Annotated in this window: 9 protein-coding genes; 4 read left to right on the forward strand and 5 right to left on the reverse strand. The window is 60.4% G+C overall.

From position 1 onward, the window contains the following. Positions 1-260 precede the first annotated feature (260 nt). Both NF676_RS02955 and NF676_RS02960 read left to right on the forward strand, forming a co-directional pair. Positions 261-581: a hypothetical protein gene (locus tag NF676_RS02955; RefSeq protein WP_056787448.1), complete on the forward strand. Its 321-nt coding sequence runs from the start codon at positions 261-263 to the stop codon at positions 579-581. A 164-nt stretch (positions 582-745) separates the two neighbouring features. Next, a complete protein-coding gene (locus NF676_RS02960) occupies positions 746-1585 on the forward strand; it encodes a 23S rRNA (adenine(2030)-N(6))-methyltransferase RlmJ (RefSeq protein ID WP_016772007.1) in 840 nt (279 codons plus the stop codon). Between the two features lie 127 nt (positions 1586-1712). Here the strand turns inward: NF676_RS02960 and msrA are convergent, their stop codons facing one another. The 5 genes from msrA to aceE form a co-directional block, all read right to left on the reverse strand. After that, entirely contained in the window at positions 1713-2378 is a 666-nt protein-coding gene (gene msrA / locus NF676_RS02965) for a peptide-methionine (S)-S-oxide reductase MsrA (RefSeq protein ID WP_252887207.1), read from the reverse strand. A 195-nt stretch (positions 2379-2573) separates the two neighbouring features. Continuing rightward, positions 2574-5270, reverse strand: coding sequence for a putative bifunctional diguanylate cyclase/phosphodiesterase (locus tag NF676_RS02970; protein WP_056787453.1), 2697 nt, complete (start codon positions 5268-5270; stop codon positions 2574-2576). A gap of 254 nt (positions 5271-5524) precedes the next feature. After that, on the reverse strand, positions 5525-6922 hold the full coding sequence (locus tag NF676_RS02975; protein ID WP_056787456.1) for an alkaline phosphatase D family protein: 1398 nt from the start codon (positions 6920-6922) through the stop codon (positions 5525-5527). A gap of 276 nt (positions 6923-7198) precedes the next feature. Then, complete coding sequence (gene aceF, locus NF676_RS02980) at positions 7199-9157, reverse strand: dihydrolipoyllysine-residue acetyltransferase (protein WP_252868680.1); 1959 nt, start codon at positions 9155-9157, stop codon at positions 7199-7201. Between the two features lie 11 nt (positions 9158-9168). Next, positions 9169-11814, reverse strand: coding sequence for a pyruvate dehydrogenase (acetyl-transferring), homodimeric type (gene aceE / locus NF676_RS02985; RefSeq protein WP_101156503.1), 2646 nt, complete (start codon positions 11812-11814; stop codon positions 9169-9171). Positions 11815-12198: 384 nt separating this feature from the next. On the opposite strand from aceE, the gene glnE reads away from it, so the two are divergent. After that, positions 12199-15138, forward strand: a complete 2940-nt coding sequence (glnE, locus tag NF676_RS02990; protein ID WP_252887208.1) for a bifunctional [glutamate--ammonia ligase]-adenylyl-L-tyrosine phosphorylase/[glutamate--ammonia-ligase] adenylyltransferase — start codon at positions 12199-12201, stop codon at positions 15136-15138. Between the two features lie 309 nt (positions 15139-15447). Further along, entirely contained in the window at positions 15448-16482 is a 1035-nt protein-coding gene (gene waaF, locus NF676_RS02995; RefSeq protein WP_056787465.1) for a lipopolysaccharide heptosyltransferase II, read from the forward strand. The last annotated feature ends 1 nt before the right edge of the window (position 16483 follow it).

Below are 16483 nucleotides of genomic sequence, written 5' to 3' on the forward strand. Positions count from 1 at the left end.
TGCAGGGATAGTCTTTTCGTTGTCGCCGCGAGAGCGTTGGCAGGATGAAGGATTCCCGCATTCATGACGTTACAGTTCGTTGGCTTTTTGCGGCACTTGGTTCAAGTCCGTAAGATCGTTCGCGGCGGCTGTGCGTGGGGCACGCTTCGGCGTGGCCGAGGTCCATGATTGCTCGGTTCCTACTCCCGCGCACAGCTGCCACCCTAACCCGTAGGAAGGTGTGATGGCGGCTCACGTTTATCAATCATGGGACCCGGAAAATGACCAATATGCATACTGATTCACCCTACGAAAAAATCACTCCTCACCCCGACAACCGCTTCATGGCCCTCACCGGCAATTGCAGTGACATGCCCAGCCTGTTCGTCGACACCCACGTGCCCCTCGACATCCTCATGGACGCCGCCAACCATCGCATCCGCGCCGTGGTCCAGGTCCTGGAAAACATGTGCATGCGCGGCTCGATCGAATGCGACTCCGTGATCCTCAGCGACTTCGCCCTGCTGTGCGCCATCCCATTGCGCGATGGCTGTGATGTGCTCGATGTCATCGGCAGACGCTTGCGCAGCATGCCCGCCTGAAGATCAGAAGATCGCAGCCTTCGGCAGCTCGTACAGAGTGAACGCGTATCCCGTGTAGGAGCTGCCGAAGGCTGCGATCTTTTGATGTTGAGGCCCGCTCGGCTGCGAACCCCTGACTTGCCGCCCGGTAAAAGGTAAACTTTGCGGCCCTCGCAGGAGCAGCCATGAATTATCGTCACGCCTTCCATGCCGGCAATCACGCCGATGTGTTCAAACACCTGACCTTGACCCGCCTCATCGCTCTGATGTCGCGCAAGGAGCAGCCGTTTGCCTATCTCGACACGCACGCCGGCATCGGTCTGTATGACTTGCAGGGCGATCAGGCCAATCGCACCGGCGAGTACCTGGAAGGCATTGCGCGCTTGTGGGATCAGCCGGACCTGCCGGCGCTGACTGCCGACTATATGAAGGTGCTGCACGAGATGAACCCGGATGGCCAGTTGCGCTATTACCCGGGTTCGCCGGAGCTGGCACGACGTCTGACGCGGCCGCAGGATCGGGTGATGCTCAACGAGAAGCATCCCGAAGATGGCGTGTTGCTCAAGGACAACATGGCCGGCGATCGTCGGGTAAAAGTGCATCTGGGCGAGGGCTGGCACGTGGCGCGGGCGATGTTGCCGGTGCAGGAGAAGCGCGCGGTGATGCTGATCGATCCGCCGTTCGAGCAACTGGACGAGATGCAGCGTTGCGCGGCGTCGATGAAAGAAGCCATCGGCCGCATGCGCCAGACCGTGGCAGCGATCTGGTATCCGGTGAAGGATCAGCGTGCACTGCGGCGTTTCTATCAGGACCTGGCAGGCACCGGTGCGCCGAAGTTGCTGCGTGTGGAGCTGCTGGTGCATCCGCTGGACACGCCGAACAGCCTGAACGGTTCCGGGCTGGCGATCGCCAATCCGCCGTGGGGGCTGGAAGAAGAGTTGCGTGAGTTGCTGCCGTGGTTGTCGAAGAAGCTGGGGCAGACCCAGGGTGGCTGGCAGATGGATTGGTTAATTGCCGAGAGCTGATCACTGACTTATCGTTCCCACGCTCCGCGTGGGAATGCAGCCCGGGACGCTCCGCGTCCCAACAGCGGACGCAGAGCGTCCATTGAGGCATTCCCACGCAGAGCGTGGGAACGATCGGCCGGTGGGCTCAGTTGCCCGCCAGGCTCGCAGGCATGCACACGCCGGTGCCCCCAATCCCGCAATAACCCTCAGGGTTCTTCGCCAGATATTGCTGGTGATACGTCTCGGCGAAGTACACGGTCGGCGCCTGTACGATCTCGGTGCTGATTTCGCCCAGACCCGCCTTCGACAGTTCCGCCTGATACACAGCCTTGCTCTTCAGCGCCGCGTCCAGATGCTCAGGCGAGGTCGCGTAGATCACCGAGCGGTACTGGGTGCCGATGTCGTTGCCCTGACGCATGCCCTGAGTCGGGTTGTGCAGTTCCCAGAACATCGCCAGCAGTTCCTCGTAACTGACTTGGGCCTTGTCATACACCACCAAGACCACTTCGGCGTGGCCGGTCAGGCCCGAGCAGACTTCTTCGTACGTCGGGTTCGGCGTGAAGCCGCCGGCGTAACCGACCACGGTGCTGACCACGCCTTCGCGCTGCCAGAAGCGTCGTTCCGCGCCCCAGAAGCAGCCCAGACCGAAAATCGCAAAGTCGACGTCCTGAAAGAATGGACCGAGCAGCGGGGTGTCTTCGAAGACGAAGTGTTTTTCCGGCAGGGTCATCGCGGTTTCGCGGCCGGGCAGGGCTTGTTCTTTGGTTGGAAGCACGTTTTTGTTCACCAGAATTTCCGAGCGCAGAACCATGAGCGTTCCTCTCAGTCAGGTTGGAGGTAAAAAGTCAGACCGCCAGTGTGCCGAATGATGCCGGAATTCGCACTATCAAAACTGTGGGAGCGAGCCTGCTCGCGAAAGCGGGGTGTCAGGCGACGAAGATGTCGACGGTTTTATCGCCTTCGCGAGCAGGCTCGCTCCCACAAGGGATCTTCATAGAGGCAGGCTTTAGAGGCACAGCGGCCCACGCGGGTAGCGCTTGAGGGCTTTGATCAACTCGTCACCGGGAATCGGTCGGTCGAACAGATAACCCTGACCGACGTCGCAACGATGCCGGCGCAGGAACGCCAGTTGCTCGGCGGTTTCGATGCCTTCGGCGACCACCTTGAGTTTCAGGTTATGGGCCATGGCAATCACCGCGGAGGTGATTTCCATGTCGTCCTGATTGTCAGGGATTTCATGGATGAAGCTGCGATCGATCTTGATGATGTCGATCGGGAATTTCTTCAGATAGCTCAACGATGAATAACCGGTGCCGAAGTCATCCATGGCCAGGGTCAGGCCGAGGCGCTTGAGCTGGTCGAGTTGCAAATGCGTGTCTTCGGTGGCTTCCAGCAGCAGGCCTTCGGTCAGCTCGAGTTCGAGCAGATTGGCCGGCAGCGCTTCTTCCCTGAGGATGTTGGCGATCGAGGCGACCAGATCCGGATCAGAGAACTGTTTCGGTGACAGATTGATTGCCACCTGCAGATTGCCCAGGCCGGCAGCGGTCAAGGATTTGCTCATGCGGCACGCCTGACGCGCGATCCACTTGCCGATCGGAATGATCAGGCCGGTTTCCTCGGCGACGCTGATGAACTGATCCGGGCGAATCATGCCGCGCTCCGGGTGGTTCCAGCGCAACAGCGCTTCCATCCCCAGCAGACGACCGCTGCGCAGGCACAGTTTCGGCTGGTAGAACACGTCCAGCTCGTTCTGCGTCAGGGCGCGGCGCAGGTTGTTCTCGACGAACAGTTTGTAACTGGCCTCGGCGTTCAGCGCCTCAGTGAACACCTGCAACTGGTGTTTGCCGTTGGCCTTGGCCTTGTGCAGTGCCAGACCGGCGTTGCGCATCAGGGTTTGCGGATCGCGCCCGTGCAGCGGCGCACAGGCCAGGCCGACGGAGCCGGTGACGCTGATCAACTGATTGTCGACGAACATCGGCTTGTCGAGGGTCATCAGCAACTGACTGGCGATCTGCTGCCCGGCCTCAAGGTCGGTGTCGTCGAGCAACACGGCGAATTCGTTACTGGCAAAACGCGCCAGGCTGCCACTCGGGCTGAGGCTGTTGCGCAGGCGCCGGGCGAGGCTGATCAACAGTTTGTCGCCGGTCTGGTGACCGAGGCTGTCGTTGATCCGCTTGAAGTTGTCGATGTCCACCAGCAACAGGCTGATCGGCGTATCGCTGTCGCGGGCGAAACGCTCATCGAGATTGCGGATGAATGCCGGACGGTTGCCAAGGTTGGTCAGGTTGTCGGTGTAGGCCAGGCGCTCGATGCGTTGCTGGGCCAATTTGGTCTGAGTGATGTCTTCGTAGATGCCGATGTAATGCGTCAGCTCACGGTTATCGCCATAGACCTTGGAGATCGACAGCTGGCCCCAGTACGGTTCGAGGTTCTTGCGTCGGCTCTTGAATTCGCCCTGCCAGCTGTTGCTCTGGGCCAGCGCCGAGGGCGCATCGAACAGCAGCTCGCTAAGATTTTCCAGGGCGGGCAATTCCGACAGGCGCTGGCCGTGGACTTCCTCGGTGGTGTACTGGGTGATCGCGGTGAAGCTCGGATTGACGTACTCGACCACGCCGTCGCAGTTGACCAGCAAGAAGGCGTTGGCGCTTTGCTCGACCGCGCGCTGAAAAAGGTGCAGGGCGCTGGTGGCAGTGCGGCGGTTGTGGTTGTTGATCACTTGTGCGAACTGGTCGGCCAGTTCGCCGGCAAAGGCGATTTCGTCGGACTGCCAGGCGCGGGTGACGCCGGTCTGTTCCAGGCACAACACGCCGACTACCTGGCCGTCGACGCGTATGCTGGCATCGAGCATGGCGTTGACGTCACGCGGACGCATCGCCTCGGCCATCTCGCGGGTACGCGGGTCGTGCATGGCGTTATGGGCATCGATGGCGCGGCTGCTGTGCAGGGCTTCCATGTAGTCGGGGAAGCCGCTGATATCGATCGGCTCCGGCAGGATGTATTCCTGGGTCGCGCGATGGTAAGCGGAGATCGGCAGCAAGCGCTGGCCTTCGAGGTTCCACAGGCTGGCGCAGTCGATCTCGTAGATATCGCAGGCGCAGCGGGTGATCAGTTCAGCGGCTTCCTGCAGCGAGTTGTGCGTGCTGTAGCGCTGGCGTGCGAGCAGCAGAATCAGATCCTGCTGGGCACGCACGCGCTCCAGATGCTGCAGTTGTTCCTGCTGGGCACGCTGGTTCAGCTCAAGGGCGATTTGCAGGCGCGAGTTCTGGGTTTCCAGATCCACCGAAGGCAGCGCCTGGGTTTCGTCGAACACCTCGTCGACCGCCAGCAGGTAGCCACGCAGCAAATGCCGGTTGTGCTGTTTGTAGGCTTCACCCAGCTCGAGGATGTTCAACGCGCCGGCGGCGGTGTGCAGGGTGTAGCGCACGACGTAATGTGCGCTTTTGCTCAGTTGCTGCTGGATCGCATCGTGCAGTTGATAGCGCGCCTCGGGCTCCATCAGGCTGGCGTAAGGCGAGCCGACCAGTGCGCAGAGCTCGACGGCCGGCTGGCCAAACTGGCGTTCGCAGTTGGGATCGAGGAACAGCATTGCCCAACTCGCTTCATTCAAGCGCTCGAAACGCAGCATGCCGAGCCGCGAGGGCACAGGCAACTGCGTCACTACCTCGGCCGCCATACGGCTGGCGGCATCGGGCTGGCTCTTCATGAAGGAAACTCGCTTGGAAATATGCTGAATGCGCCGGGCTCTCGCCCTCTTGTCTGTTGGCTGCGGCAAGGTTGCATCATTGCGGCACCGACTGACAAGAGAGATGAAGGCCAAGTGCTATAAGAATATGTCGGCTGCAGTGAACATTTCTCCAGTGCACAACTGAAATGAGCACAAGATCGCAGCTTCACGCAGCCCCAACAGGGTAATGCGCCTTGTGTAGAAGCTGCCGAAGGCTGCGATCTTTGGGTGTTTCAACACAATTTCATACTGATCGACTGCAACTTCTTGCCATCGCGGTCATGGTAATTGACCAATATCTGATCAGCCTCAACGACCACATGCGCAAAATTGTCTTGGCTCACCACTGCACTGGTCAGCTCGTGCCGATAATCCCCTGCCGCCGTGCGCACCAGCGGTTGATCGAGGATAAACGTCGAGGCCTTGGCATACGGCAGCAATTTGCTGTTGTGCAGCGGCGAGGACACGATGGTGTGCACTTCGAAATCGGCGTCCTCGCTGTGAGACAGGCGACTTGTCAGAGAGCCATGAACGTCGCCGGAGACGAACACCACGTTCTTGATCCGGTGAGTGCGGATGGTTTCCAGCAGGCGCAGACGCTGTTCGGGAAATGCTTTCCAGGCATCGTCACCGTTGAACTTGCGATCGGGATAGAACATCACGCTGGTCATCACGAACTTCACTCGCGCCGGGCTATGGATCAGCCATCGCAGCAGGGCCTGTTCTTGCTCGATGTCGAGAATGCGCCGGTCATCCTTCGACAAGTTGCGTCGGGTGCGGCTGTCGGTGACGAACCAGGCGATATCGCTGTCGCCAAACTGATACCAGTAATGCTTCAACGTATCCCGGTCTATCTGACCCTTCTCATTACATGCATAAACCGGGCTGTGGCTGGCTTGATAAAGTTCATAAGCGGCCATGGCGTTGCGATATAAGTCCTCGTCCGCTGCGGTGGCATTGGCAGGCCAGTTATCTTCTATTTCATGATCGTCGAGCATCATGTAAGTCGATGTATTGGACATCAGTCGCTGAATATTCGGTTGCGAAAATGCCGTTCGATATTTCTTCAGGATGTCTTTGGCTTCGCGATCCGGAGCAATGACATTCAAATCATCTACATACACTTGATCTCCGGTCATGATCACCGCGCTGACGGGTAGATGACTGTTCTCGACCAGTCGATTGATCGAGCCAAAGATGCGGTCGCCCAGTTGCGGCAAGGAAGCGACGCCAGCGGTAATCCGCAGATAACGGCACGAACCGACGACAAACCCCCGAGGCTGGCTGGCTTTCGCGGTGCGGGTGCGAAAGCGGTAGAGCTGTCGCGGCCATTGCAATGGAAACTCAATGACCGTGTCGATGGTATGCACCGGATTCATCGGGCTTAACCAGCCGGCTTGATATTCGTATTCACAATCAGCTTCGAGATCCTGCAATACCAGTACACCCGACATGTCATTGGCCGGGTTCAAAAGTGCAAATACGCTGTTCGACCATTTTTCCGTGCCGGCCTTGCGAGCGCGAACTCCGGCAAATACACGTTTTTTGTCCTGTTGTTCGCCGCGCATGAAAATGCGCACTTGGTTAGTTGTGGTGTGGCCCACGATGGGGCCGATAGTCGGTTTGAACATGATCGATTCCGTTCGAGATTTTAATAAACAAGAATTAAATAAGCGGAGCGTGTTGAAGCAACTTTCCTGAGCAGAGGTTAGTTGGCCAGCGGCGGAAAATATTGGCGTTAAGTGGACCAGACCTGTGGCCGATGTCAGCGCAGGTTGTAGGAAAGAGGCGCGATCCGGTTTATTTCAGGCAAAAAAAGCCCCGTCAATTGACGGGGTTGAGGTACGAGCGTGTGGCGCTCGAAAGGGTGCAGCAAGCGGCCCTCCGTCGCCGGAGGGCCGTTTGGGTTACAGCAGGATGGTGCGGATGTCGCCCAACAGACTGCCCAGACGCTGAGTAAAGCGTGCCGCTGCAGCGCCGTTGATCACGCGGTGATCGTAGGACAGCGACAGTGGCAGCATCAGCTTCGGCTGGAAGGCTTTGCCGTCCCAGACTGGCTGGATGGTTGCCTTGGAAACACCGAGGATCGCCACTTCCGGCGCGTTGACGATCGGCGTGAAGCCGGTGCCGCCAATATGACCGAGGCTGGAAATGGTGAAGCAGGCACCCTGCATCTCGTCCGAGGACAGCTTCTTGGTGCGCGCTTTTTCAGCCAGCGAAGCCGCTTCGGCTGCCAATTGCAGCAGGCTCTTCTGGTCGACGTTCTTGATGACCGGCACCAACAGGCCATCCGGAGTGTCGACGGCGAAGCCGATGTTCACGTATTTCTTGCGGATGATCGCCTTGCCGCTTGGCGCCAGCGAACTGTTGAAGTCCGGCAGCTCCTTGAGCAAGTGCGCGCAGGTCTTGAGCAGCAGCGGCAGGATGGTCAGCTTGACGCCAGCCTTCTCGGCCACGGCTTTCTGCGCAACACGGAAAGCTTCCAGCTCGGTGATGTCCGCCGAGTCGAATTGCGTCACGTGTGGCACGTTCAGCCAGCTGCGGTGCAGGTTGGCGGCGCCGACCTGCATCAGTCGGGTCATCGGCACTTCTTCGATTTCGCCGAAACGGCTGAAATCGACCACCGGAATCGGCGGAATGCCCGCACCACCGGTAGCGCCGCCGGCAGCGGCCGGCGCTTCCTTGGCCTTCTGCATCATCGCCTTGACGTAAACCTGCACGTCTTCCTTGAGGATGCGACCGTGCGGACCGCTGGCGCCAACAGCGCTCAGCTCGACGCCGAACTCACGGGCCAGTTGACGCACGGCAGGGCCGGCGTGAACTTTCGCGCCCGGCTTGGCCGGTGCGGCGGCTGGAGCGGCGGCAGCAGGTGCAGCGGCAGCCGGAGCAGCAGCGGCAGGTGCCGGAGCGCTCGGAGCTGCGGCAGCTGGAGCCGGGGCAGCAGCAGGGGCCGCGCCTTTGACTTTCAGCTTGAGGATCAGATCGCCGGTACCGACTTCGTCATCCAGCTTGATGGAAACGCTTTCCACCACGCCAGCGGCAGGTGATGGGATTTCCATGCTTGCCTTGTCGGATTCCAGGGTGATCAGCGACTGGTCGGCTTCAACGGTATCGCCCGCCTTGACCAACACTTCGATGATCTTGGCTTTGCCAGCCGAGCCGATGTCCGGAACGTGGATGTCCTGAACGCTGTCGGCAACCGGTGCTGCTGGCGCGGCTGCCGGAGCAGGCGCAGCGGCAGCGGCCGGTGCAGCAGCCTGGGCCGGAGCGGCAGCCGCAGGGGCCGCAGCACCCGCCACTTCCAGATCCAGAATCAGGTCGCCAGTGCCGACTTCGTCGTTGAGCTTGACGCTGATGGCCTTGACCACGCCAGCGGCAGGCGACGGGATTTCCATGCTGGCCTTGTCGGATTCCAAGGTGATCAACGACTGATCAGCTTCGACGCTGTCGCCGACCTTGACCTGGATCTCGATGATCTGCGCCTTGCCCGACGAACCGATGTCCGGCACGTGCACTTGCTTTACCGAAGCGGCAGCAGGAGCAGCGGCAGGCGCGGCAGCAGCAGGTGTCGCAGCCGGTTTCTCTTCGGCTTTGGCAGGAGCAGCGGCAGGCGCAGGTGCCGCTTCGGCAGCGCCCTCGACTTCCAGCTCAAGCAGTTCGTCGCCTTCTTTCAGACGGTCGCCCAGCTTCACTTTCAGGCTCTTGATGACGCCGGCTTTCGGGGCCGGCACTTCCATGCTGGCCTTGTCCGATTCCAGGGTCAGGATGCTCTGGTCGGCTTCGATGCGGTCGCCGACCTTCACAAACAGTTCAATTACTTCACCTTCACCGCTGCCGATGTCAGGTACGCGAATGAGTTCGCTCACAAAATGTCTCCTCAGCAGTCCAGTGGGTTGCGTTTTTCCGGGTCGATGCCGAACTTGGCGATGGCTTCGGCCACAACCTTAGGTTCGATATCACCACGGTCAGCCAGTGCTTCCAGGGCTGCCAACACCACGAAATGACGGTCGACTTCGAAGAAATGACGCAGTTTCTTGCGGCTGTCGCTGCGGCCGAAACCGTCGGTGCCCAGGACTTTGAATTCCTTGGACGGTACCCACTGACGGATCTGCTCGGCGAACAGCTTCATGTAGTCGGTAGAAGCAATGACCGGACCTTTACGGCCGTTCAGGCACTCTTCGACGTAGCTCAGCTTAGGCTTCTGACCAGGCTTGAGACGGTTGCTGCGCTCTACGGCCAGGCCGTCGCGACGCAGTTCGTTGAAGCTGGTAACGCTCCACACGTCGGCGCCGACGTTGAACTCTTCACGCAGGATCTTCGCCGCTTCACGCACTTCACGCAGGATGGTGCCGGAGCCCATCAGTTGAACGTGGTGCGCCGCATCGCGGGTGTCTTCCTCGAGCAGGTACATGCCTTTCTTGATGCCTTCTTCGGCACCGGCCGGCATGGCTGGCTGCTGGTACGACTCGTTCATCACGGTGATGTAGTAGAAGATGTCCTGTTGCTCTTCGGTCATCTTCTTCATGCCGTCCTGAATGATCACCGCCAGCTCGTAGCCGTAGGTCGGATCGTAGGTGCGGCAGTTCGGGATGGTCGCGGCCAGCAGGTGGCTGTGACCGTCTTCGTGCTGCAGACCTTCACCGTTCAGGGTGGTACGCCCGGCGGTGCCGCCGATCAGGAAACCACGGGTACGGCTGTCACCAGCGGCCCAGGCCAGGTCGCCGATACGCTGGAAGCCGAACATCGAGTAGAAGATGTAGAACGGCAGCATCGGCTGGTTGTGACTGGAGTACGAAGTACCGGCAGCGATGAACGAGCTCATGGCGCCTGCTTCGTTGATGCCTTCTTCAAGGATCTGACCTTTCTGGTCTTCCTTGTAGAACATCACCTGGTCTTTATCGACTGGCTCGTAGAGCTGGCCGACGGAGGAGTAGATACCCAGCTGACGGAACATGCCTTCCATACCGAAGGTACGGGCTTCGTCCGGGATGATCGGGACGATGCGCGGGCCGATTTCCTTGTCCTTGACCAGTTGCGCGAGGATCCGCACGAAAGCCATGGTGGTGGAAATTTCACGGTCGCCCGAGCCATCGAGGATGGCTTTCAGAGTGTCCAGATCCGGAGTCGGTACGCTGAAGCTCTGCGCGCGGCGCTGTGGCACGAAACCGCCCAGTGCGGCACGACGCTCGGCGAGGTAGCGGGCTTCGGCGCTGTTTGGCTCTGGTTTGAAGAACGGCAGGTTCTCCAGTTCTTCGTCCTTGACCGGGATGTCGAAGCGGTCGCGGAACAGCTTCAGGCTGTCGACGTCGACTTTCTTGGTGTTGTGCGCAGTGTTTTTCGCTTCGCCGGCACCGGTGCCATAACCCTTGATGGTCTTGGCGAGGATGACGGTCGGTTGTTCCTTGTGGTTGACCGCTTCGTGGTACGCCGCGTAGACCTTGTACGGGTCGTGGCCGCCACGATTGAGTTTCCAGATCTCGTCGTCGGACAGATCGGCAACCATCGCCTTGAGTTCAGGCGTGTTGAAGAAATGCTCGCGAACGAACGCGCCGTCTTTGGCTTTGTAGTTCTGGTATTCGCCGTCGATGACTTCGTCCATGCGGCGTTGCAGGATGCCGTCGACGTCTTTGGCCAGCAGCGGGTCCCAGAAACGGCCCCAGATGACTTTGGTCACGTTCCACTGCGCACCACGGAACACGCCTTCGAGTTCCTGGATGATCTTGCCGTTGCCGCGAACCGGGCCGTCGAGGCGCTGCAGGTTGCAGTTGATGACGAAGATCAGGTTGTCCAGCTTCTCGCGGCCGGCCAGGGAGATCGCGCCCAGGGATTCCGGCTCGTCGCACTCGCCGTCGCCCAGGAAGCACCAGACTTTCTGTTTGCCCGGCTGGATGAAACCGCGGTGCTCCAGGTACTTCATGAAGCGCGCCTGGTAGATCGCCTGGATCGGACCCAGACCCATCGATACGGTCGGGAACTGCCAGAAGTCAGGCATCAGCCAAGGGTGCGGATAGGACGACAGGCCCTGACCGTCGACTTCCTGACGGAAGTTGTTCATCTGGTCTTCGGTGATGCGGCCTTCCATGAATGCGCGGGCGTAAACGCCTGGCGAGGTGTGGCCCTGGAAGTAGATCAGGTCGCCGCCATGTTCGTCGGTTGGGGCCTGGAAGAAATAGTTGAAGCCGATGTCATACAGGGTCGCACTGGAAGCGAAGCTGGAGATGTGACCACCCAGGTCCGAATCTCGCAGGTTCGTGCGCATTACCATGGCCATCGCGTTCCAGCGTACCAGCGAGCGAATGCGGCGTTCCATGAACAGGTCGCCAGGCATGCGTGCTTCGTGGGTAACGGGGATCGTGTTGCGGTAAGGCGTGGTGATCGCGTAAGGGAGCTGCGAGCCGCTGCGGGTCGCGAGTTCGCCCATACGGGTCATCAGATAGTGAGCACGGTCTTCGCCTTCTTTGTCGAGAACCGATTCCAGGGCGTCCAGCCATTCCTGGGTTTCGACGGGATCGAGGTCTTGCATGGCTTGCTCCAGGGCGGAAAGGCTTCCAGAATCGGTTGCCTGAGTTTGCGACTGGCCTTGTGGGCAGACGATTTAAAATTCTTGGATTGCCGACAGGTTGTTCCGGCGGCGTGTAGTTTTACTACAAATCTTCCGGCATTTCAGCCTTTCGAATGTATAGACGAGTAGTAAAACTACAGATGAAAGGCTTGTGGCCTCCGACTGCGTTGTGAGAATAATCGTTAAGGCGGGTCGATTTCCATCCGAATAAGGTGAAAGTTTGATGCTGAATGCCAAAGAAGAAGAAATTTCAGCTATTTCTAACTTTTGTTCGACAGTCCTTCACGTAGCGGGTTTTCATCATTCACTACAAGCGGCCCTTATTACGCCGATCAAGGATAGACCATGACCCTGCCCGTGCTTGCCGAACTGCCCGCCATTCTCCTGCCGTTGGTCAGCCGATCCGAGCAGTCGTTCCGTACGTCCGTCGCCGCCCTTGAAGACGATCACGGCCTGTCGAAATGGACGCCGGAGCGCTGGGCGCAATTCGCCCGCGTCAGCGCCGCCAGCGAATTTGTCATTGAACAGAGCATTCGTGACCCTTTGATGTTGCTGTCGCTGGTGGCGTCCGGTGAACTTGATCGGGCATTTGCGCCCGGCGAACTGTGCGCACAGATCGCCGCCGCCGTGAACATCGCGCAGAGCGAAGACGAACTCGGCCGCGCCTTGCGCCGCCAGCGCGCACGCCATCAGGTGCGGATCATCTGGCGCGACCTGACCCGCCAGGCCGATCTGGTGCAGACCTGCCGCGACCTCTCGGACATGGCCGACGCCACCATCGATCAGGCTTATCAATGGCTGTACAGCCGCCACTGCGAGCAGTTCGGCACGCCGACCGGGCGGCGCAGCGGTGAGCCGCAGCAGATGGTCATCCTCGGCATGGGCAAACTCGGCGCGGTCGAGCTGAATCTGTCTTCCGACATCGACCTGATCTTCGCCTACCCCGAAGGCGGCGAAACCGTCGGCGTGAAACGCTCGCTGGATAATCAGGAATTCTTCATCCGCCTCGGCCAGCGTCTGATCAAGGCGCTCGATCCGATGACCGTCGACGGCTTCGTGTTTCGCGTCGACATGCGCCTGCGCCCATACGGATCGTCCGGCGCGCTGGTGCTCAGCTTCAATGCGCTGGAGCAGTATTACCAGGATCAGGGCCGCGACTGGGAACGCTACGCGATGATCAAGGCGCGGGTGGTGGCTGGCGATCAGGTTGCCGGCGCGCAGTTGCTCGACATGCTGCGGCCGTTCGTCTACCGCCGTTACCTGGATTTTTCGGCAATCGAAGCGCTGCGCACCATGAAGCAGTTGATCCAGCAGGAAGTGCGGCGCAAGGGCATGGCCGACAACATCAAGCTCGGCTCCGGCGGCATCCGTGAAGTCGAGTTCATCGCTCAGGCCTTTCAATTGATCCACGGTGGCCGCGACCTGAGCCTGCAACAGCGTCCTCTATTAAAGGTGCTGAGCACGCTGGAAGGACAAGGCTATCTGCCGCCGGCGGTGGTCAGCGAATTGCGCGAGGGTTACGAGTTTCTGCGTTACACCGAACATGCCATTCAAGCGATTGCCGACCGCCAGACGCAGATGCTGCCGGATAGCGCTCAGGATCAGGCGCGGATCGCCTTCATGCTGGGCTTCGCCGATTGGTCGGCGTTCCATGAACAACTGATGTACTGGCGCGGGCGCGTGGCTTGGCATTTCGCCCAGGTGATCGCCGATCCCGATGAGGAAGAGGGCAGCGAAAGCGAAGTGGTGGTCGGTGGCGAATGGCTGCCGCTGTGGGAGGAAGAACAGGACGAAGAGGCCGCGTGCCGGCAGTTGCAGGAGGGCGGTTTCGTCGATGCCGGCAAAGCCCTGAAGGCGCTGGCCGGTTTGCGCGGCAGTCCGCAACTGCGCGCGATGCAGCGGTTGGGACGTGAACGTCTGGATGCCTTTATTCCGCGACTGCTCGCGCAAGCGGTGGAGCATGACAATCCCGATCTGGTACTCGAGCGCGTGCTGCCGCTGGTGGAAGCGGTGGCGCGGCGTTCGGCGTATCTGGTGTTGCTCACGGAAAACCCCGGTGCGCTGCGCCGCCTGCTGACCTTGTGTGCGGCGAGCCCGTGGATTGCCGAGCAGATCACGCGCTTCCCGCTGCTGCTCGACGAATTGCTCAACGAAGGTCGGCTGTTCAAGCCGCCGCTGGCGCCGGAACTGGCGGCCGAGTTGCGCGAACGCCTGACGCGAATTCCCGAGGACGACCTCGAGCAGCAAATGGAAGCCCTGCGCCATTTCAAACTGGCGCACCGCTTGCGCGTCGCCGCCTCGGAAATCGCCGGCAGCCTGCCGTTGATGAAAGTCAGCGATTACCTGACCTGGCTGGCAGAAGCGATTCTCGAACAGGTGCTGGCCCTGGCCTGGCGGCAGACTGTGGCCAAGTACGGCACGCCGCTGCGCACCGACGGCACGCTGTGTGATCCCGGCTTCATCATTGTCGGTTATGGCAAAGTCGGCGGTATCGAATTGGGGCATGGTTCCGATCTGGATCTGGTGTTCATCCATGACGGCGATCCGCAGGCGGAAACCGACGGGCCGAAATCCATCGACGGCGCGCAGTTCTTCACGCGCCTGGGGCAGCGGATCATCCACCTGCTCACAGCGCAGACCAACTCCGGCCAGCTGTATGAAGTGGACATGCGCCTGCGGCCGTCCGGCGCTTCCGGGCTGCTGGTGAGTTCCCTCGGCGCGTTCGCGCGCTATCAGGAAAATGAAGCCTGGACGTGGGAGCATCAGGCCTTGGTGCGCGCGCGGGTGCTGGTGGGCAGTCAGGATGTTGGCCAGGCCTTCGAAAAAGTCCGCGCCAAGGTATTGGGCAAACCTAGGGATCTGGCCAAGCTGCAACAGGAAGTCAGCGAGATGCGCGCCAAGATGCGCGACAACCTTGGTACCCGCAGCACCGCAGCCGGCACGGCGGCGAACGCTTTCGATGCGGGCGTGCCGTTTGACCTCAAGCAGGACGCCGGAGGTATCGTCGATATTGAATTTATGGTGCAATACGCGGCCCTGGCGTGGTCGCACAGCCATCCGCCGCTGCTGCGCTGGACCGATAACATCCGCATTCTGGAAGAGCTGGAACACGAACGGCTGATGCCCGCAGAAGATGCCAGTCTGTTGCGCGAGGCCTACAAGGCCTACCGCTCCGCCGCCCACCGGCAGGCCTTGCAGAAGGACGCCGGGGTGATACCAGGCGACCAGTTTGCCGACGAACGCCGGCAGGTTTTGCGGATTTGGCGTGAGTTGGGGCTAAGCTGAAACGCGCCAATGAACGCAATGAGATTCAAACGGTGGGAGCGAGCCTGCTCGCGAACGCGGAGTGTCAGTCAACAGCAATGTTGAACGTGCCGGCCCCTTCGCGAGCAGGCTCGCTCCCACAGTGATCTGCGCTGAGCGCAGTGATGTGAACAGATGCAAAACAATGTAGGAGTGAGCCTGCTCGCGAATGCGGAGTGACAGTCGACAGTCATGTTGAAGGAAATGACCCATCGCCAGCAGCGCCGCTTCCACAATGATTATCGAGGCGGGGAGGCGTAAATGCCTCCCCGGTTCGTTTTTGGAAACCACATGAATATTCTGATCGTTGGGCCCAGTTGGGTCGGTGACATGGTGATGGCGCAGACACTGTTTCAGTGTCTCAAACAGCGCCACCCGCAATGCGCAATCGACGTGCTGGCGCCCGAATGGAGCCGGCCGATCCTTGAGCGCATGCCCGAAGTGCGCAAGGCCTTGAGCTTCCCGCTCGGCCACGGCGCGCTGGAACTGGCGACACGCCGACGCATCGGCAAATCCCTGCGCGGTCAGTACGATCAGGCGATCCTGCTGCCCAACTCGCTGAAGTCGGCGCTGGTGCCGTTTTTTGCCGGCATCCCGAAACGCACCGGCTGGCGTGGCGAGTTCCGCTACGGTCTGCTCAACGACGTGCGTACCCTCGACAAAGAACGCTACCCGCTGATGATCGAGCGCTTCATGGCCTTGGCCTATGAAGCGAACGCCGAACTGCCGAAGCCGTACCCGCGCCCGAGTCTGCAAATTGACCCGGTCACCCGCGAGGCGGCACTGGCCAAGTTCGGCCTGAGCCTTGATCGTCCGGTCCTGGCCCTGTGCCCCGGCGCCGAGTTCGGCGAATCCAAGCGCTGGCCGTCCGAGCATTACGCCAAGGTCGCCGAAGCGCGCATCCGCGAAGGCTGGCAGGTGTGGCTGTTCGGCTCGAAAAACGATCACGCGGTCGGTGAAGATATCCGCGCACGTTTGATCCCGGGCCTGCGCGAAGAATCGGTCAACCTCAGCGGCGGCACCTCGCTGGCCGAGGCCATTGACCTGCTGTCCTGCGCCGATTCCGTTGTGTCCAATGACTCCGGCCTGATGCACGTCGCTGCGGCATTGAATCGTCCGCTGGTCGCGGTATACGGCTCGACCTCGCCGGGCTTCACCCCGCCGCTGGCTGAGCAGGTCGAGATCGTGCGCCTGGGCATCGAATGCAGCCCGTGCTTTGATCGCACTTGCCGGTTCGGCCATTACAACTGCCTGCGTCAGTTGATGCCGGAAGCGGTCAACGATGCCTTGCAGAAGTTGCAGGGCTCCGTGGTCGAGGTTCATTAAC

Origin of the sequence: Pseudomonas siliginis (assembly GCF_024072275.1) — a bacterium.
GTDB classification, from domain to species: domain Bacteria; phylum Pseudomonadota; class Gammaproteobacteria; order Pseudomonadales; family Pseudomonadaceae; genus Aquipseudomonas; species Aquipseudomonas siliginis.

Bases quoted from the DNA above. Each gene is read 5' to 3' on its own strand.
- NF676_RS02955 (WP_056787448.1), top strand. From the start codon at position 261: ATGACCAATATGCATACTGATTCACCCTACGAAAAAATCACTCCTCAC.
- NF676_RS02960 (WP_016772007.1), top strand. From the start codon at position 746: ATGAATTATCGTCACGCCTTCCATGCCGGCAATCACGCCGATGTGTTC.
- msrA (WP_252887207.1), bottom strand. From the start codon at position 2,378: ATGGTTCTGCGCTCGGAAATTCTGGTGAACAAAAACGTGCTTCCAACC.
- NF676_RS02970 (WP_056787453.1), bottom strand. From the start codon at position 5,270: ATGAAGAGCCAGCCCGATGCCGCCAGCCGTATGGCGGCCGAGGTAGTG.
- NF676_RS02975 (WP_056787456.1), bottom strand. From the start codon at position 6,922: ATGTTCAAACCGACTATCGGCCCCATCGTGGGCCACACCACAACTAAC.
- aceE (WP_101156503.1), bottom strand. From the start codon at position 11,814: ATGCAAGACCTCGATCCCGTCGAAACCCAGGAATGGCTGGACGCCCTG.
- glnE (WP_252887208.1), top strand. From the start codon at position 12,199: ATGACCCTGCCCGTGCTTGCCGAACTGCCCGCCATTCTCCTGCCGTTG.
- waaF (WP_056787465.1), top strand. From the start codon at position 15,448: ATGAATATTCTGATCGTTGGGCCCAGTTGGGTCGGTGACATGGTGATG.